The organism is Thalassospira sp. Z349TD_5, assembly GCF_056173045.1.
On sequence record NZ_CM149654.1, the window covers coordinates 2988313 to 3007581 of the forward strand.

A 19269-nucleotide genomic window follows, 5' to 3' on the forward strand; every position below is an offset into this window, starting at 1 on the left:
TGCTAAAACTGCGAAGGGCCGGTTGGTTTCATCCAACCGGCACTGCTTCAGAACCCTGTCGAAACGCCAGACGGCGCAAAACTCATGGCCCGATCCGATGTCTGCTCGTTGCTAAACAACGGCAATGCATTCAAATCACCTGCAAAACCACCTTCCGGGGTCGTGCAAAGAGTCGCCACATATGACTTTCTATCGGGCATTGGCTGACTGCCGCGCATCTGCGGAACATCATAGGTCAATGACATAACGTTATAGATGCCAGCCAGACCGCCACCGCCACTTTCATCAATCGCCATCATCTCGTTCATGCACATTTTCGACTGGTCAACGCACATGTTGAGGATCGCATTGTACAGTTCCGGGTCCACGTCACTGAAATAGTGGATCGGCTCATCAATGCTTGGCTTTTCAAGCTGAAGATACTCAGGACGGCCCAGTAAGTTTTCGTTGGATTTAACCTTCGAAACCCAATCATCAAAGCCTTCTTGGCTCAGACCGTGGAACTTAAAGCGCATATGAGAGAAACCCTCACCGCTATAGTTCCCCGAGAAGCCATCATAGATGCCTTCTTCGTTGATCACAGCATGGAGTTTCGTTTCCATACCGGCCATTGAGTAAATCTGACCTGCCAGTGCGGGGATAAAGAACGAGTTCATGATGCCCGAAGACGTGATCTTGAACTGGATCGGCGTATCAAGCGGGGCCGCCAGCTCATTGACGGTCGCGATCCCTTGCTCAGGATACAGGAACAGCCATTTCCAATCGAGGGAAACGACTTCGACCACCATCGGCTTATGACCTTTTGCCAGCGGGCGATCCGCGTCAATGCGATCAAGCGGGCGGTAAGGATCCAACGTGTGCGTACTGACCCAGGTGATCGCGCCCAATGCGATAATAATCGCCAGTGGCGCAGACCAGATGACAATTTCCAGCTTGGTGGAATGGTGCCATTCAGGATCGTACTCGGCATCTTTGTTGGATTGGCGATATTTCCAGGCAAAGAAAACAATCAATGCCATCACCGGAAGGATGATGATCAGCATAAGGATCGTGGAAACAACAATAAGATCGGCTTGCTGAGACGCAATATCACCAGACGGGTTCATCACCACCAGATTACATCCGGTAAGCAACATAACCACAGAAGCCATTGCGACGCCGCGTGCAAGTTTTGAAAGCATGCGCTTGTACTTTGTCAGTTTCTGGAAATTGTTCTCACAGACAACCATATGCCTGCAAGCCGCATAACGATCCAGTGAAGATCGTCACACGTCGTACCCCTCCGCAACGGCATATAGGAAGTATCATCCTAAACATCCACGAAAAGAGCACAAAAACAGCAAATTTTTTACAAAACCTGCCAAGCTGGGAAGTTGGCGCAATTGCTATAGCTGCATCGCAGCAATGTCAAGCTACCCGCCATGCATAGCAGGGTCTTAATGACAATTGTCATGCCCGCGTAAACTGTGCGTTGTGCGATGCAGTACAATAATTGACACTGACGTTTACAATTCACATGTCTATACTAAACTCGATCCAGAATTCTTCCGTCATCAGAGCGGCGTTTTTTGATCCAATTATAAAGTGCTTAGGCCCCACAAGGCCCGACAATAGAATAAGGGAGACAGGCGTGAACCAAACAACAGAAAACTACGCGACCGCCACCTCGTCAGGTTTGGAACGCGACGCACGCCAGCAATCTGCCGGCGATGCACATGACCCTGGTCAGATCGCGCTTGGCGTGATCATTGGCCGTACGTCGGAATTTTTCGACTTCTTTGTTTACTGCATTGCATCGGTACTGGTGTTCCCGCAGTTGCTGTTCCCTGCTGAATCGGCACTTACGGGGACGATGTATTCGTTTGCCATTTTCTCTTTGGCGTTTATCGCCCGACCTGTCGGATCGCTTGTCTTTATGACCGTCGACCGCACCTATGGTCGCGGGGTTAAACTGACAATTGCCATGTTCATGCTCGGTGGTTCCACTGCTGCAATGGCTTTTTTACCGAGCTTTGACTCAGTCGGTGTCTTTGCCATTTATCTTTTGTGTACTTTCCGCTTCTTACAGGGACTTGCCTGGGGTGGTGCATGGGATGGACTTTCGTCGCTTCTTGCACTCAACTCCCCTGATAACCGCAAGGGCTGGTATGCGATGATCCCGCAATTGGGCGCGCCGCTTGGCTTTATGCTGGCATCTTCGCTGTTTGCCTATCTGATCCTGACCTTGCATCCTGATGATTTCCTGGCCTTTGGCTGGCGGTATGCGTTCTTCGTTGCCTTTGCCATTAACGTCGTCGCACTGTTTGCCCGCCTGCGTCTGGTGGCAACCTCCGAATTTGGTCATCTTCTTGAACAGAACGAATTGCATGCTGCCCGTGTCATGGATACGCTCAAACATAACGGTCGTACCGTTTTGCTCGGCGCGCTTGTGCCGATGGTTAGCTACGCGCTGTTCCATCTGGTCACTGTCTTTGCGCTTACCTGGGTGTATCTTTATTCCGAAGGCAATGCAGGCCAGTTCCTGCTGACCCAGGGTGTGGGTGCGGTACTTTGTGCCTTTGGCATCATTGCATCGGGTTTCATCGCCGATCAGCTCGGTCGCCGTCGCCTGCTGGGCTACAGTGCCGGGATCATCCTGGCTGGTGCGATCCTCACACCGCTTCTTTATACCTATAACATCATCAATGAAGGCATGATTGTTCTGGGTGGATTTGCGGTTCTTGGCCTGTGCTTTGGTCAGGCGGCAGGAACACTGGCATCAAACTTCAAGCGCGAATACCGCTATACCGGATCAGCCCTTACATCGGATCTGGCATGGCTACTCGGTGCGGGTTTTGCCCCACTGATTGCACTTTATCTGTGTGACAAGTTTGGTCTGCCGGGTGTCGGTGCGTATCTGATGTCCGGTGCAGTTGTGACCCTGCTGGTTCTGCAGTTCAACAAACAGTTTGGTGCCAAAACCACCGACTGATTGCGAAAAAATATCTGGCAGACAAAACACCCCCGAGCCAACGGTCGGGGGTGTTTTTTTTTCACGTCTATTACCGATGCCGGGGTCGAACACCAACCAACCCCGGCATAAAGTCACGCATGGCCTCAAAGAACTTTTGCATTCGGACCGGATAATGGCTGGCATAGGGATAGACAAGATAAACCGGAAGTGACGGAGCTTGCCATTCAGGAAAAAGATTAACCAAGCGTCCGTTTTTCAGATCATCATCGGCAATCCAGCTTGAGACAATAGCAGCACCCAAACCATCAAGTGCCGCTCTATGAATGGCGAACAGACTGTCGGAACTCATCCTGGGTGAAACCGGGAACCTGACTGTTGATTTGAAATCCGTACTCTGCAAGGCGATTTCATGCATGTAAAACGTACTAAGCGCCACCCAAGGCAGATCCGCAAGTTGTTCAACCCGGGTCAGCTTTGTGTGGTCAACAAGCTCAGGAGCAGCCACAACAATACGCGGTATTTCGGCAAGCAGGACCGCAACATGGGATGGCCCGGTTACCGGCCCGACATGAATGGCACAATCGATGTTTTCGGTAATAAAATCGGGTGGACGATCATTCAGAATCCAGTCAACGCTGACCTGGTTGTAACGTTTCAAATATGACACCAGGGGACCAACCAGTTGGTCCTGACCAAAGGCGTGCGGCACTTTAACCCGCAATCGCCCAACGGGTTCGGCACCGGCTCCCTTGATCTCTTCTTCGAGCGCGGCCCAGCCTTCCATCAGACGGCGTGCATGCCCATAGCACCGCTCACCATCGTCGGTCAGCTTAAGCGCATGGGTACTTCGCAAAAGAAGCTCAACCCCCAGCAAATTTTCAAGCGATCGCAACCGTCGGCTGACGGTGGGCTGAGTTGTCCCAAGATGTGCAGCGGCTGCGGACAGGCTACCGCTATCGACAATCCGCACAAAGGTCTGCATCAACTCCATACGATCAACGGCAGACATTTATCACCTTTCATACGCATTACGTATGACTGTTGTACCTGACAACCGTCTACCGCGCCAGTTCGTAGTGGGTATTTTGTGCATCATACATTTCGTTTCACCGGAGTTTACAATGTCTGTTGCACAGAAAATTATCGCGCAAGCCGACGAGACACCGACACCATCGCGGACAATTGTTTTCGCCCTTGCCTTTGGTGCAGGTTCGGCGGTTGCATCGATTTATTACACACAACCCGTTTTGAACCTTATCAGCTCAGAGCTTAATATCGGCCTTGGCACAACAGGGTTGATCCCAACCCTGACCATGACGGGATATGCGCTTGGCATCCTGTTTCTGTCTCCGCTGGGTGACCGTTACGACAGACGCCTGCTGATTGTCCTCAAAAGCATTTTTCTCGCCGCGATGTTGTTTCTTGGCAGCTTATCGAACAGCCTCAACTCATTATTGCTAACGGGTTTGATGATCGGGGTTGCTGCAACTCTGGCGCAGGATATCGTTCCGGCGGCTGCGATCCTTGCCCCTAAAGAACGGCAAGGAAAAACCATCGGCACGGTAATGACGGGTTTGCTTGTTGGCATTTTGCTGTCACGGACCATTAGTGGCTTTATTGCTGATCAATTTGGCTGGCGTTTGGTTTTTCAACTTGCCGCTGTTGATATCCTGATTGTTGCACTTGCCTTGTGGAAAATTTTGCCAAAGTTCAAAATCCACGCGCAGATGAGCTATGGCGGACTTTTGCTGTCGCTTGCCCATCTTTGGAAACAGCACGCCGAACTAAGGAGTGCCGCACTTGCGCAAGCCTTCCTGGCCGTCGCATTCAGCGCATTCTGGTCAACGCTGTCGATGATCCTTGATAAGCATTACCAGTTGGGCAGTGATGTTGCAGGTGCCTTTGGCCTTCTCGGCGCTGCCGGTGCACTCATGGCACGCTATGCAGGCGTTCTCTCAGACCACCATGGCCCAGCAATGGTCACCAGACTGGGGGCCAGCCTTCTGATCGCATCATTCGTTGCAATGGGCTTTGTTCCGTTCCTGCCCGGCACGACCGCCCAGTTGATCCTTTTGGCAATTGGGACGATTGGCTTTGACCTTGGCATGCAGGCAGCTTTGGTGTCACACCAAACCATCGTGTATCGAATTGCACCAGAAGCGCGCAGCCGTCTAAATGCCGTACTATTCACAGTCATGTTCATCGGCATGGCATCGGGGTCGGCACTTGGCACCCAACTGTTTGCCATGGCCGGGTATCAGGCAGTCATTGGATTGGGCATCGTCGCCGGGCTTATAAGTCTGATCATTCGTTTTCGGGCACATAGCAGCCAGTAATATCATCAGACAAGAACACCCCGGCAATTTCCTGCCGGGGTGCTTTTTTATTTTAAAGTGTTTCTGGCGTGATGAGCCGAAATCAGTTGTAGTTCGACGGGAACATCGCGCGCTTGGCGTCTTCGTCCATTTCAGTTTTAAAGCTGTGGCCTTTGCCAACGTCGCGCGCGCTAATCGCTGCAGGCAGTGTATTTATCTTGTCGAACCAGCGCTTGATGTTTGGATATTTATCCATCACATCCGGGTTCTTGTGAACGAACGGTGCCTTATCGATCCAGCCCCAAGCTGAGATATCAACAATCGTCATCTCATCACCAACGATGAAGTCACGGCCTTTCAGGTGATCTTCTAAAACTTGATAATGGCGCGCAATTTCGTTGCGATAGCGGTTCACACCATAATCGCTGCCTTCTGGAGCGACATGTTGAAAATGAACTGCTTGCCCGGAAAACGGACCAATACCGGTGGCAATGAACATCAGCCACGACAGGAACTCGCCGCGATCTTCGGCTTTGCCAAGGAACTTGCCGGATTTTTCGGCGAGATACAGCAGGATAGCGTTCGAGTCAAAAACCCGGACTTCCTTGCCACCCGGACCGTCGGTATCAACAATGGCGGGAACTTTGCCATTTGGGTTGATCGCGCGAAACGCCTGATCATGTTGCTGACCTTTGCGGGTATCAACCGGCAGCACCTCGTATGCAAGGCCGGAAGCCTCGAGCATCATCGAGATTTTCTGTGGGTTCGGCGTCGGGTGAAAATAAAAGCGGATCATCAAAGTCTCCTGACAGGCCAGCTTGTTTACACAAAGCTGTGACCGGATATTGCATTATGGAATGATCGTTTTAAATTGACCGAAAGGTTCGTAATTGGCAAGCTCTGATTATCGAAATTGCCCCCAAACAAAGAATTGAAGGAGCCACCTTCCATGATTGATCTTTATTACTGGCCGACCCCAAACGGTCATAAAATCACGCTGTTTCTTGAGGAAGCCGGGCTGGACTATAAAATCCACCCGATCAATATCGGTGCGGGTGACCAGTTCAAACCCGAATTCCTCGCCTTCTCACCCAATAACCGTATGCCCGCCATTATTGACAATGATCCTGCCGATGGCGGTGACGCGATTACGGTATTTGAATCCGGCGCAATCTTGCAGTATCTGGCGGAAAAGACCGGCAAGTTCCTGCCAACCGACGTGCGCGCGAAAAAAACAGTGATGGAATGGCTGTTTTGGCAGATGGGTGGCCTTGGCCCGATGGCCGGACAGAACCATCATTTCGGCAGCTATGCGCCAGAAAAAATCCCCTATGCGATCACACGGTATGTCAATGAGACCAACCGCCTTTATGGGGTGCTGAACAAGCGCCTTGAAGGCCGTGATTTCATTGCTGGCGACGATTACACCATTGCCGATATGGCATCTTATCCGTGGATCGTCAGCCACGAAAAACAGCAACAGGACCTCAATGATTTCCCGAACCTAAAACACTGGTTTGAAAACATCGGGTCGCGCCCAGCGACCATTGCGGCCTATAAAGCCGGAGAAGGATTGCGGTCCGGCGAAATGAGCGACGCAGACAAAAAGGTTCTGTTTGGCCAAACGTCAAAAACGACTTAACCAACACATCCGGCAAACCGTTCTAATGTTAACCCCGCCCCACCGGCGGGGTTTTCTTTTGCAGAAAACTGATTGCATCAGAAACACGAACCAAATATGTGTTACGTTATAACATAACATATACTGAGGAGATCGCAGCATGACGCACAACCGCCTTCCGGTCACGGTGCTGTCTGGTTTTTTGGGTGCAGGCAAAACCACATTGCTAAACCATGTTTTAAACAATCGCGACGGTCTTAAGGTCGCGGTGATCGTAAATGACATGAGCGAGGTCAATATTGATGCTGACCTCATACGCGAGGGTGGTGCGGAACTTTCGGCGATGGATGAGAAACTTGTCGAAATGACCAATGGCTGTATCTGTTGCACATTACGTGATGACTTATTGGCGGAAGTACGCCGTCTTGCCGAAACAGGGCGGTTTGATTACCTGCTGATTGAATCAACAGGCATATCAGAGCCGCTTCCCGTCGCTGCCACCTTCGATTTTCGTGATGAAAACGGCAAATCATTGGGCGATATTTCAAAACTTGATACCATGGTCACGGTTGTTGATGGCGCACGCATGATCGCCGACTACAGTTCGACCGATTTTCTCAATGATCGTGGCGAAAGTCTGGGCGAAGAAGATGACCGCAGCATCGTTGACCTTCTGGTCGATCAAATCGAATTTGCCGATGTCATTGTTTTGAACAAAACGGATCTGATTGATCCATCGGAGCGCAAAACTGTTCTTGGCATTATTCGCGCGCTAAATGCAGATGCGCGTATCCTCGAAGCAGAACATGGCAAGGTTGATCCGAAACATATCCTGAACACTGGTTTGTTTGATTTCGAACGCGCTCAGGACCATCCCCTGTGGGCAAAGGAACTTTATGGTTTTGCTGATCATGTTCCCGAAACCGAAGAATACGGCATCACAAGTTTCACGTTTCGCACGCCGTTTCCGTTTCACCCCCAACGCTTTCATGACTTTATAAACAGTGAGTGGCCAGGCGTTGTTCGCGCCAAAGGTCATTTCTGGATCGCAACGCGCCCAAGCTGGATTGGTGAAATCAGCCAAGCTGGTTCCGCAGTAAAGAACGAGGCATTGGGCACATGGTGGAGTGCGGTGCCGCGTGAACGATGGCCTGACAACAATGAATGGCGTGACCGGGTCTTATCAAACTGGGATCCGGTCTTTGGCGACAGAAGACAGGAAATTGTCTTTATTGGTCTTTCAGATCACATGAATGAAGCGGCCCTGCGCGCGCGACTTGCCTCCTGCCTGATTGATGAAGACGAAACAGTGATCGGCGGAGAGTTTATACCCGACCGCTATCAGGGCCTGCCCGATCCATTTCCTCACTGGGGCACATAACAAAAGAGCCACCAGCCGATACAATCAGCTGGCGGCTCTTTGCGTTGCATCCATTCGTACTTAGGCGCTGCGAACTTCTTTTAGGAACGCCTCAACAGCCTCGTTCAGCTCATTGGCTTGCTGTCCCAGGCCCTTTGCAAGACCCAGCACTTCGCCAGAAAGCTTTTCAGACTCATCAGCGGCACTCGACACGCCGGTAATGTTTTCCGAAACATCCCGTGTACCATGGGATGCCTGTTCAACATTTCGGGCGATTTCCTGAGTGGCGGCACCCTGTTCTTCAACCGCGGCTGAAATGGTTGTGCTTGATCCATCCAATTGACGAATGGTTTCGGCAATTTCGGCAATCGCATCAACCGCATTGGATGTTGCAACCTGAATACCCTCAACCTGTGTTCGGATATCATCGGTTGCCTTCGCCGTTTGATTGGCAAGGTTTTTAACTTCGTTGGCAACAACAGCAAAGCCTTTACCTGCGTCACCGGCACGCGCGGCTTCGATCGTCGCGTTCAAGGCCAGAAGGTTGGTTTGCTCGGCGATGTTGGTAATCAGGGAGACCACCTCGCCGATCTGGTTTGCGGCTTCTGCCAGCAGTTCGATTTTCTGATGCGTATCCTCGGACGTCCGCACAGCGCCATTTGCAATCTCGGCTGAATGCGCGACCTGATTGCTGATTTCAGCAATAGATGCGCTCAGTTCTTCTGCAGCAGCCGACACCGTTTCCACATTGCTCGACATTTCTTGTGATGCGGCCGACACCACCGATGAACGCTGACCAACCTGCTTTGCTGTTTCTGACATCGCACCGGCAGAAGATTGCATGTTTGCCGATGCATCAATCACTTTGGCAACAACCTGACCGACACTGGCTTCAAAATTGTCTGCCATTTTACGCAAGGCTTCGCGTTTCTCGATCTCGGACCGGCGTTCCTGTTCTTCACGCTGAACGCGCATTTCTTCCATTTCAATGGTCTTGTCACGGAAGATTTCCATCGACCTTGCCAGATCACCGATTTCACTTTTCTGATCGGTATACAGAACGTCGATCTTATGATCCCCGCCAGACAGACGGATCATGTTGTCGGAAATGGCAAACAGAGGGACCGTGATCCCGCGACTGATCATCAGTGAAACCCCAACGACTGCAATCAAAACAGCCGCGGCAACACCGGCCATCACCATCAGGCTTTTCATAAAGACCGCGTTGACGTCATCGATATAAATGCCGGTTGCAACAATCCATCCCCAAGGCTTAAACGCCTTTACGAACGAAAGCTTTGGACGGGTGGCGTCCCCATTGGGAACCTTGTAGGTATAATCGACAAAGCCCTGACCATCTTCTTTGGCAACGCGTGCAAACTCGCGGTAATGGAATTTGCCTGCACCATCTTTGGCGTCGATAAGGTTCTTACCCACAAGATCGGGTTTAATGTCATGAATGAGAACCACCGGCGTATAATCGAATACGAAGAAATAGTTGGTTTCATCGTAGCGCAATGCCGCAACGGCACCCTTGGCCGCATCCTGCGCCTGCTCTTTTGTTAGAGCACCGGATTTCTCAAGCTCATGAAAGTGATTGATGAGGGAAATTGTCGAATCAACAAGGTTTTGCGTTTTCGCCTTGCGATCTTCGAGCATGTTATAGCGCAGTTCGGTTAAACCGAACGCCCCAACCAGCAAAGCAGCAAGAATAGCGCCCGCCACGATTATCATCAGGCGTGTACCGATTTTCATGGAACTTAATCTAAGCATTCTGTTCCCAACCCTAAATAGTTGCTATTATTGAAGTGCATATGTTTGATCGAAAACTGCCCTTACAAGTGGGGTAAAAAGTTATTTTTACCCCACTCCCTAGAAAAACGTGTTTCCAAACAAGATCATAGACAGCAACATCACCCAAAACACAACCAGGAATACAAATGACCCAATCGGACCCATCGGGCTGTGCGCCAAATCAACGCAGTAAAATCTTTGCCCTGATTGCATTTATGGTGCTGTGCCTGATCATTTCCGCTGCGGGTGGTGCGGCAACGGCAACCAGCGTGCAAGGCTGGTACACGACACTTGAAAAGCCGTTTTTCAACCCGCCCAATTGGCTGTTTGCCCCGGTCTGGACAGTTGTCTATTTCATGATTGCCTTTAGTGGCTGGCGGGTATGGCTTAAAGGCGGGATTGCGAATGCCAAGGTCGCCTTTGGGATTTATGGTGCTCAGCTTTTGCTGAACCTTGCCTGGTCATTCCTGTTCTTTGGGGCTCAATCCCCGCTTCTTGGCCTGATTGACATCATTCCACTTTTGATCCTGATCATTACTAACACTGTAATATTTTGGAAAATAGATCGGTTGGCCGGTATACTTATGGTGCCCTATACACTCTGGGTGAGCTTTGCCATGCTTTTGAACGGATCGATTTATTTTCTAAATGCCTGACGTTTAAATGCACTGACAAGCGCACACAAAAAAGCCCGTAGCACCTTTCGGCCTACGGGCTTTTTTGTGTCCACGCATGATCGCAATTATTGCACGACCTTCGTCCCGTCAGCCTCAGCTGTCTCCGCGCCAGCATCGAGTTCAGGTTGGGCAACATTGTCCATGCCAAGACGGCCAATAGAAGGCAGGCGAAAGGCAGGTCGGTTAAAATCAATCCCGACATTCAATCCAAGAAGATTAAGTTCGATCCCTTCTTCCAACCCGACAGAAAACCCAAACACACCCAGAAGATTTGCCTGAAAACCCTGACCGCTTGATGACATCCCGACTGGGTTTGTGATCCGTCGGTAGTCCTTGCCAATTGCATTGGCTGGCATATCAAGGTCCAGATCGGGCACTTCACGACCAATATGGGCAACAAAGGTGTTGCTGTTGGGGCCTGGATAACTGCGATAGGTGCTTGGGAACGGATAGCTTTGAATGGCGGCTTCGATCTGTGGGATCAATTGCGCGGCCGCCTCGCCGCGTTGATCAACCAGCACTTGCGGTTTGGAACCAAACCAAAGCCCATCAGGCAGCGCATAATTCTTGCGCACCACATTGCCGCCGCCCCAGCCCACCACGTCATAGCGGCTATAACTGGTTTCACCGGCGCGTTTGAAAATCACCCACGGATGAACGGCAAAATATCCACGCCACCCGAATGTATTGGCCGCCATAACCATGATGACGGCCTGATTTTTAAGGGCTACCGGATCTGGTGCCACGCCTGATGAGTGGCGCGGTGCCGTGCGCCATGTGTATTTTTCTTTGGTTTTCTCGCCCGGCGGGTCTTCAGCCAAACTGATCCCGAACGGCAACACAAGTACTGCCAGAAGGCCAAGAAGTAGGGTTCTGCCTTTTTTCACCAAATAATCCTGTCTGAATTCAACTGCGATTACGTTTTGTCTTTACTGGTACGATGACAGACGAGAAATAAGATCAAAAAATGGCATAGCAAGTCAGCAGGTCGTTCAAAACCCTGTGAGACGCCGATACATTTTCACGACAAACACCTTATGGCCAAGCAGCAAAGGTATTATCGGGCACCCGTTCTTCGGCCCGGCGTAGGCGGCGATATGCCCCTGGTGCCTCCCCGATGTAGCGCTTGAAAAACCGACTGAAATAGGCCGGATCACGAAACCCCAAACCATATGCAATCTGCGCCACGCCCAGCGGGGACTGTTCCAGCCGCATGCAGGCATCACGAATGACCCGCTCATGCACGATCGTAAGTGGCGGCTTGCCCGTCGCACGCAGAACCGCCGATCCAAGTCGTCTTTCACTGATGCCAAGGGCGCGAGCATAATCGGCAACATTCCAGTGTTCGCGAAAATGCAATTCCAGAACCTGCAAAAACCGCTGAAAGGTAATGGAGCCCGGACCATGCTGATGACGTTGTCGTTCCATCACCCCCTGCGCAAGACGTACCACCATCGTCAGAATAACCTGAAGCTGTGCTCCGACCACCACACCGGCCCCTAACGCATTATGCATCAGTTCGGATCTGATCGCCTCAAAGCTACTGCTTAAAAGTGCAAGGTCACGTTTGACGTCAGTCGGGGTAACCACATGGACGGTATCGGCGGCAAACCGCAACGGCAATCCGCCGCCGACTGATCCCATGCCCCCTGCGACACCCCCACCCGGAGCCCCACAAGAACGCGCGACAAGGTCATCCGCGACCGATAGCACATACCCATCGGCCCCCGCCGTCACCAAAACTGCCTGCGTCTCGCCAAGCGGCAACCAGATTAATGCAGGTGCTTTTGCCTCAATTGTGCCTTGGCGCAATTGGATTTGCGCGCGCCCGGACAGGAGTAACACGCCATAGCACCGGTCCCGACGGCCCGGATCATTCATCACCCATTGCTGGGCGGACAGACTACGATCAAACCTGTCTATCATGGCCTGACTTGTCACCGGCACGGGATCGACAAAAGGTGCCGCGACCAGATCTACAACACTGGAAACAGGTGCAAATTGGGTAGAACCGTTATTCATGCCATTTTCGCCCGGTGATATTCCAAATAGTTATATGTATAAATGTACAATTTTTCGTCTTAAAATGTCAATTTAGCTGCCTTTACATTAGAAAGCTTCCGTCGCTTACTAGTCTGACGGTCAGAAGAACCGCAAAAACAACAATACAAATCGAATTTGCGTTTCCATTGTTTTGCAACTGCGAACTAATGGGCGGGAGGATACGCCGGAGATCTACTTTGAATTCAAAGTAGATAACAATATCTCTTTGTCTACTCTCCTGAAAACAACGCACTAACGGGAAAACCGTCTCTGAAAAAGAGATCAGGAGGAAAAGCATGCAAATTTCAAAAAGACTGCGCATCGCGACCCTGACTGCGGCCACCACCGCGCTCATGAGTACCGCGACGCTGTTTGGTGCCAACGCCCAGGAAACCTATCGCATTGGCTATGCCATTTCGAAAACCGGACCTGGCGCACCGGGGGCAGCCACCAGCACCACGCCCAACTATGAAATGTGGGTCAAGGAAATCAACGATGCCGGCGGCCTTAAGGTCGGTGACAAACAGATCCCGATTGAAGTTGTCGAATATGATGACCGTTCGAGTTCCGAAGAAGCCGTGCGCGCGATTGAGCGCCTGATCAATCAGGACAAGGTTGATTTTATCCTCTCCCCATGGGGCACGGGCATTAACCTTGCCGTTGCACCGATCCTTGATCGTGCTGGCTATGCCCATATCGCAGGGACGGCAGTAACAGATAAGGCTCCGCAACTTGCCAAACGCTGGACCAATTCTTACTGGTTGCTTGGCACGGGTGAACAATATGCGGTTGAATTGGCCGAGTTCCTCAAAGGCCTGAAAGACGACGGTAAAATCAATGACAAGGTCGCCATGATCGCCGTTGCCGACGGTTTTGGCATTGAGCTGTCCAAAGCCGGTCGCGAGGCCTTTGAAGATCGTGATTTCGAACTGGTCTATGACAAAACCTATCCACTGGGATCGCAGGACCTGGCAACCATCGTCAATGAAATTAAATCGCTTGGTGTTGACACCTTTGTTGCCTTTTCCTATCCGCCGGGCACCCTTGGTTTGACTGAACAGTCACGCATCCTTAAATTCAATCCGAAGGTATTCTATTCCGGTGTCGGCACGGCCTTCCCGCTATATAAAAACCGGTTCGGCGATGATGCGCAGGGCGTTATCAGCCTTGGTGGAGCCAGTGAGAACGATCCGAAGATTGCCGATTATATCGAACGCCACGTTGCGTTTGCCGGCCGTGAACCCGATCGCTGGGCATCTATCGTCAACTGGGCATCGCTTCAATCGCTGCAACAGGCTATCGAGCGTGCCGGTTCCACCGAGCGTGAAGCGGTAAATGCCGAGCTGGGCAAAGGCGGATTTGACACCATTCTTGGCACCTATAAACCGGGTGATCAGAACTTCTGGCAGGTTGGCCAGTGGCAAGATGGCAAATTTGTCGGTGTTGCCCCGACCAGCATGGAAGGCGCACAGGACCTTGTCTTCCCGAAACCTGCCTGGAAGGGCGCGCAATAAGCGCTCCCAACTTGGACATGTCGAGGTTCCCCCGCATCTTATTGATCGCAGGTGAACCTCGGCACGCCACTTGGAAGAAATAAATGTTTAGCTACGCAGTTTTTTCGGGAATCACCCTTGGCGGCATGTATGCGCTTGTCGCCATGGGACTGACCCTGCAATACGGGGTATCGCGGATCATGAACCTCGCCTATGGGGAACTCGTGATCGTTGCATCCTTTGTCGCCTATATCCTGATGACCACGCTTGGCATTAACCCCGTTGTCGGTCTTCTGATCATCATTCCGGCCAGCTTTGCGCTCAACTGGATTATTTACCGCATCCTGCTGACCCCGCTGGTCGCGCGTGCGAAAAGCCGAGGCATGCTGGAAGTTGACAGCATCCTTGCGACCTTTGGCCTGCTGTTTATCGTACAGGGCATATTGCTGGTCTGGTTTGGTGGCAATTATTACAGCTATGATTTCATGAATAACGCGGTTGATGTATTTGGCGCTGCCATTGCGGCCAACCGCCTTGTCGCGTTGGGGTTTGCGGTTGTCATCGGGCTTGGTTTTTATCTTATTCTGACGCGAACACGCATCGGCACGGCCCTACGCGCTGTTGCAGTTGATCCGACATCGGCACGGCTTGTCGCCATTGATGTCAATTTCGCATCCTGTTTCGCCTTTGCGCTGGGTGGTGCCATGGCCGCCGTTGGAGGCGTTCTGGTCAGTATGTTTCTGACATTCTCCACCTCGATGGGGGTTGTATTTACCATGAAGGCTCTGATCGTTGTCATCATGGGCGGGGTTGGCAACATGCTGGGCGCACTGGTTGCCGGATTTATCCTTGGCGTTGCCGAAAGTCTGGTCGCAACCTATGTTGACCCAGGCCTGACGATTGCCGTAACCTATGTGATCTTCCTTTTGGTTCTTTTGATCAAACCATCCGGCCTGTTCGGGAGGTCCGCATCATGAGCATCCTTACAGCCGACACCCTCAAACCGATTGCCATTGGTGCCGTGATCTTTGCGGCCCTGGCCTTTTTGCCATCACTGGTTGACAACTACTATATGTCGCTTGCCATCAGTGTCGCGAGCTTTGCCGTCCTTGCCACCGCATGGTCGATGTTTTCAGGCCCGACGCGCTATATCTCGCTTGCGACCGTGGTGTTCTTTGGCATTGGCGCTTATACCGTTGCTGTTTTGGGCGAACTAATGCCCTTCGCGCTTGTTCTGGTTTGTGCTGGTCTTGCCGGGACCCTAATTGCCCTTCTGGTCGGATTTTCAACCCTGCGTCTGGCCGGGGTTTATTTCGTGGTCTTTACCTTTGGCCTGACCGAACTGGTCCGTCAGGTTGTCAGTTGGTACGAGGTCAATGTCACCCGTGAAATGGGCCGCTATGTCTTTCTTGATATCACCCAGAATGACATTTACTGGCAACTTCTTGCCCTGTTCGCCGTCCTGCTGTTGACCGGATTTATCCTTGGCCGGTCGCGGCTTGGCTTTGCGCTTCGCATCATTGGCGAGGACGAGACCGTCGCCAAACATTGCGGTATTGATGTCACCCGTATCAAGGTCGCCCTGTTTGTCCTGTCTGCTCTGTTCATGACATTGACCGGTGCCATCATGGCGCCACGCTGGACCTATATTGATCCGGTGATTGCGTTTAATCCGATGTTGTCGTTTCAGGTCGTGATCATGGCGCTTCTGGGCGGACCGCGTCGTTTGCTGGGGCCGCTTTTGGGAGTTATTCCACTGACCCTGTTGTTTGAGGTCCTGACAGCAAACTTCCCCAACCATTTCAGCATTCTTCTGGGCTGTGTCTTCATGGTGATTGTTTATCTTCTGCCAAATGGCGTTATCGGGCTGTACGAAAAGTACCGTCCCCCCAAGAAACGCTCACACACCCCAAACAGCACCAGGTCCGGGGAGACACCAGCATGACATCGCACGTTCTTTTGTCGATTTCCGGTCTGCATAAGGCATTTGGCGGTCTAATCGCCGTCAATCAGATGCAATTTGATGTCTGTGAAGGCGAAATTGTCGGTCTGCTTGGCCCCAACGGATCGGGAAAAACCACGGTGATGAACCTGATTTCCGGTGCGCTTTCACCCAATGATGGCAAAGTCGTTCTGGATGGTAAGGACATCACCAACCTGCCCGCTCATAAAATCAGCCATGCCGGAATTGCCCGTACATTCCAGTTGGTGCGCATCCTGCCCGATCTTGACTGTATCGAAAACATCGAAGCGGGCCTTGCTTACCGCACCAAACCGCTTTGGGGACATGATGCCCACACGGCCGCCTATGAATTGCTTGAACGGATCGGCCTTGAAAAGCATGCCCATACTCCGGCGGAGGATCTGACCTATATTGATCAAAAGCGCCTTGAACTCGGGCGTGCCTTGGCCTTGCAGCCCAAGCTGTTATTGCTTGATGAATGGCTGGCGGGGTTAAACCCGTCCGAACTTCAGGACGGCATTACCTTGGTGCGTAAGCTCAAACACGAAGGGCTTACCATCATCATGGTCGAACATGTCATGGATGCCATCAGAAGCCTCTGCGACCGTTGTGTCGTGATGAATGCCGGGGCCAAAATCGCCGATGGCAGTCCCAACGCAGTGCTATCTGATGGGGAAGTTATCCGCGCCTATCTGGGAGACAGCCATGCTTGAAATTAAAAACCTGTCTGTGTCCTATGGCAAGCATACCGCTCTTCGTGATATTTCACTTACCGTTGATCGCGGTGAAATCGTTGTCATACTTGGGGCCAATGGGGCCGGCAAAAGCAGCCTGTTAAAAGCCTGTGCCGGACTGGTCACCGCCCATGACAACACCCGCATCAGCCTTGCAGGCACTAAGTTAACCGACCTGAGCGCGCATAAGATCGTCGAGGCAGGGCTGGCACTGGTGCCCGAAGGTCGCGGTATATTCGGCGAACTGACCGTACGCGAGAACCTTGAACTCGGCGCATTTGCCAAACGCGCCCGTGCCGCTGAAAAGCAAAACCTTGAACGCGTCATCGATTTGTTTCCCAAACTATCCGAACGCCTAGGACAGGCCGCGCGCACCATGAGCGGCGGAGAACAGCAAATGGTCGCTATCGGGCGGGCGTTGATGTCCAACCCGGATATTCTTTTGCTTGATGAACCATCGCTTGGTTTATCGCCAATCATGACTGGCGATTTGTTCAAGGCCCTTGCTGCAATTCGTAAAACCGGGGTTGGGATTCTTCTGGTAGAACAGAACGCACACCAGTCCCTTGCCATCTCCGATCGGGGATATCTGATCGAGAACGGGGCCATCACCGGGCAGGATACTGCCAAGGCCCTGAAGTCGGACCCTGCTGTACAAAAGGCCTTTCTGGGTCTTGGGGCGGCATAATCAACCGCCTTTCGTCACCACACAGCAGAACATGAGAAAGTCAGGAGTAACGCCATGAATGATGTCAAACTGTTGATCGACAACGAAGACGTCACTGCATCGAACAACCGTACGTTCGAACGCAAAAACCCCGTCACCGGGCAAACTGCAACGGTTGCGGCCGCAGCCAATGCCGCTGATGCCCGCAAGGCCGCCGATGCTGCTGCCGCCGCTTTCCCTGAATGGTCAAAAATGGGCCCGGGTGCGCGCCGCAAGATATTGCTTAAAGCAGCTGACATTATGGAAGCCAAGGGCGATGAATTTGCCCAGTTGGTTCTTGATGAAACCGGCAGCACACGCATGTGGGGTGGCTTTAACGCCCATCTGGCCGCCAACATGCTCCGCGAAGCCGGTGGCATGACCACCCAGATTCAGGGGGATTTGATTCCGTCCGACACTCCGGGCCTGATGGCGATGGGCATCCGTCAGCCAGTTGGCGTGGTTCTGGGGATCGCCCCGTGGAATGCCCCGGTTATTCTGGGCACACGTGCCATTGCCATGCCTCTGGCCTGCGGCAATACCGTGATCCTTAAGGCGTCCGAGCTGTGCCCGGCCCTGCATCACCTCATCGGGCAGTGCCTTGTCGAAGCCGGAGCACCGGCCGGTGTTGTAAACGTCGTCACCAATGCCCCGGAAGATGCCCCGGAAATCGTCGAAGCCCTGATTGCCCATCCAGCAGTCCGTCGCATCAACTTTACCGGCTCCACCCGTGTTGGGCGCATCATTGCCAAACTCGGCGCTGAACACCTTAAACCGGTTCTGCTTGAGCTTGGTGGTAAGGCACCGTTCCTTGTCCTTGATGATGCCGACCTTGACGAGGCGGTCAATGGTGCGGCCTTTGGCGCCTATATGAATCAGGGCCAGATTTGCATGTTGACCGAACGTCTGATTGTCGACAATGCGGTTGCCGATGACTTTGTTGCCAAACTGGCTGCCAAGACCAAAACCCTTACAGCGGGTGACCCGGCCAAGGCTGAAAATATCCTTGGCGGCGTGGTTAGCGTCGAGGCGGTCAAACGCATCGAAGAACTGGTTGAAGACGCTGTATCGAAAGGCGCCAAACTGGTTGCGGGCTCTGGCAAGGCCAAAGAGGGCGTACTGATGGATGCCACCCTTCTGGATCATGTGACGCCTGCGATGAAAATCTATTCCGAAGAAAGCTTTGGCCCGATCTGTGTCGTCATTCGTGCGGGTAACGAAGACGAAGCAGTTCGCATTGCCAATGACAGCGAATATGGCCTGTCGTCTGCGGTCTTTTCAACCAACATCCCGCGTGCGATGGACGTTGCCAAACGCATTGAAAGCGGCATTTGCCACATCAACAGCCCAACCGTTCAGGACGAAGCCCAGATGCCATTTGGCGGGGTTAAATCTTCGGGGTATGGCCGTTTCGGATCAAGAGCATCGATTGATGAATTCACCGAAATGCGCTGGATCACCATCCAAAGCGGCAAACGCCACTACCCGTTCTAAACCGGTAAATCCAAACACGCCGGCGGAACCTTCGCCCGGCGACCTCGTCGCATCTTCAGTTACGCAGGGGGGAAGCCTGATTTGTACTGAGTTCCTTTACAAATCAGGACCTGTGT

At 52.2% G+C, this 19269-nt stretch carries 17 protein-coding genes; 11 read left to right on the forward strand and 6 right to left on the reverse strand.

Annotated features, from left to right (window positions below):
• Positions 1 to 47: 47 nt before the first annotated feature.
• A complete protein-coding gene (gene cyoA, locus AC0VXT_RS13890) occupies positions 48 to 1181 on the reverse strand; it encodes a ubiquinol oxidase subunit II (RefSeq protein ID WP_475545890.1) in 1134 nt (377 codons plus the stop codon).
• A 449-nt stretch (positions 1182 to 1630) separates the two neighbouring features.
• Here cyoA and AC0VXT_RS13895 point away from each other — a divergent pair, with 449 nt between their 5' ends.
• Positions 1631 to 2971, forward strand: a complete 1341-nt coding sequence (locus tag AC0VXT_RS13895) for an MFS transporter (RefSeq protein WP_475545891.1) — start codon at positions 1631 to 1633, stop codon at positions 2969 to 2971.
• A gap of 70 nt (positions 2972 to 3041) precedes the next feature.
• Here the strand turns inward: AC0VXT_RS13895 and AC0VXT_RS13900 are convergent, their stop codons facing one another.
• Positions 3042 to 3962 (reverse strand): LysR family transcriptional regulator, encoded by a 921-nt coding sequence (locus AC0VXT_RS13900; RefSeq protein WP_475545892.1) that lies wholly within the window; start codon positions 3960 to 3962, stop codon positions 3042 to 3044.
• Between the two features lie 112 nt (positions 3963 to 4074).
• Here AC0VXT_RS13900 and AC0VXT_RS13905 point away from each other — a divergent pair, with 112 nt between their 5' ends.
• A complete protein-coding gene (locus AC0VXT_RS13905; protein WP_475545893.1) occupies positions 4075 to 5289 on the forward strand; it encodes an MFS transporter in 1215 nt (404 codons plus the stop codon).
• An 82-nt stretch (positions 5290 to 5371) separates the two neighbouring features.
• Here AC0VXT_RS13905 and AC0VXT_RS13910 read toward each other — a convergent pair whose 3' ends face one another.
• A complete protein-coding gene (locus tag AC0VXT_RS13910; RefSeq protein WP_475545894.1) occupies positions 5372 to 6064 on the reverse strand; it encodes a glutathione S-transferase family protein in 693 nt (230 codons plus the stop codon).
• A gap of 153 nt (positions 6065 to 6217) precedes the next feature.
• On the opposite strand from AC0VXT_RS13910, the gene AC0VXT_RS13915 reads away from it, so the two are divergent.
• Together AC0VXT_RS13915 and zigA are read left to right on the forward strand one after the other, a co-directional pair.
• Complete coding sequence (locus AC0VXT_RS13915; protein ID WP_475545895.1) at positions 6218 to 6910, forward strand: glutathione binding-like protein; 693 nt, start codon at positions 6218 to 6220, stop codon at positions 6908 to 6910.
• Between the two features lie 139 nt (positions 6911 to 7049).
• Complete coding sequence (gene zigA, locus AC0VXT_RS13920; protein WP_475545896.1) at positions 7050 to 8270, forward strand: zinc metallochaperone GTPase ZigA; 1221 nt, start codon at positions 7050 to 7052, stop codon at positions 8268 to 8270.
• Positions 8271 to 8330: 60 nt separating this feature from the next.
• On the opposite strand, the gene AC0VXT_RS13925 is transcribed toward zigA, so the two are convergent.
• A complete protein-coding gene (locus AC0VXT_RS13925; RefSeq protein WP_475545897.1) occupies positions 8331 to 10004 on the reverse strand; it encodes a methyl-accepting chemotaxis protein in 1674 nt (557 codons plus the stop codon).
• 185 nt (positions 10005 to 10189) lie between these two features.
• On the opposite strand from AC0VXT_RS13925, the gene AC0VXT_RS13930 reads away from it, so the two are divergent.
• Positions 10190 to 10699, forward strand: a complete 510-nt coding sequence (locus AC0VXT_RS13930) for a TspO/MBR family protein (protein WP_475545898.1) — start codon at positions 10190 to 10192, stop codon at positions 10697 to 10699.
• Between the two features lie 86 nt (positions 10700 to 10785).
• Here the strand turns inward: AC0VXT_RS13930 and AC0VXT_RS13935 are convergent, their stop codons facing one another.
• Together AC0VXT_RS13935 and AC0VXT_RS13940 are read right to left on the reverse strand one after the other, a co-directional pair.
• Positions 10786 to 11607 (reverse strand): DUF3750 domain-containing protein, encoded by an 822-nt coding sequence (locus tag AC0VXT_RS13935; protein ID WP_475545899.1) that lies wholly within the window; start codon positions 11605 to 11607, stop codon positions 10786 to 10788.
• A 148-nt stretch (positions 11608 to 11755) separates the two neighbouring features.
• Entirely contained in the window at positions 11756 to 12742 is a 987-nt protein-coding gene (locus tag AC0VXT_RS13940) for a helix-turn-helix domain-containing protein (protein WP_475545900.1), read from the reverse strand.
• Between the two features lie 317 nt (positions 12743 to 13059).
• On the opposite strand from AC0VXT_RS13940, the gene AC0VXT_RS13945 reads away from it, so the two are divergent.
• From AC0VXT_RS13945 to AC0VXT_RS13970, 6 genes are all read left to right on the forward strand, one after another.
• Positions 13060 to 14277 (forward strand): amino acid ABC transporter substrate-binding protein, encoded by a 1218-nt coding sequence (locus tag AC0VXT_RS13945; RefSeq protein ID WP_475545901.1) that lies wholly within the window; start codon positions 13060 to 13062, stop codon positions 14275 to 14277.
• Between the two features lie 83 nt (positions 14278 to 14360).
• Entirely contained in the window at positions 14361 to 15233 is an 873-nt protein-coding gene (locus AC0VXT_RS13950; protein ID WP_475545902.1) for a branched-chain amino acid ABC transporter permease, read from the forward strand.
• The gene (locus AC0VXT_RS13955) at positions 15230 to 16201 is read left to right on the forward strand and encodes a branched-chain amino acid ABC transporter permease (protein ID WP_475545903.1); all 972 of its coding nucleotides are present in this window, start codon (positions 15230 to 15232) and stop codon (positions 16199 to 16201) included. Before AC0VXT_RS13950 ends, AC0VXT_RS13955 begins: the two co-directional genes overlap by 4 nt.
• Positions 16198 to 16932, forward strand: a complete 735-nt coding sequence (locus tag AC0VXT_RS13960) for an ABC transporter ATP-binding protein (protein WP_475545904.1) — start codon at positions 16198 to 16200, stop codon at positions 16930 to 16932. Before AC0VXT_RS13955 ends, AC0VXT_RS13960 begins: the two co-directional genes overlap by 4 nt.
• Positions 16925 to 17641, forward strand: coding sequence for an ABC transporter ATP-binding protein (locus AC0VXT_RS13965; protein WP_475545905.1), 717 nt, complete (start codon positions 16925 to 16927; stop codon positions 17639 to 17641). The genes AC0VXT_RS13960 and AC0VXT_RS13965 overlap by 8 nt, the downstream gene beginning before the upstream one ends.
• Before the next feature lie 54 nt (positions 17642 to 17695).
• Entirely contained in the window at positions 17696 to 19153 is a 1458-nt protein-coding gene (locus tag AC0VXT_RS13970; protein ID WP_475545906.1) for an aldehyde dehydrogenase, read from the forward strand.
• Positions 19154 to 19269 lie beyond the last annotated feature (116 nt).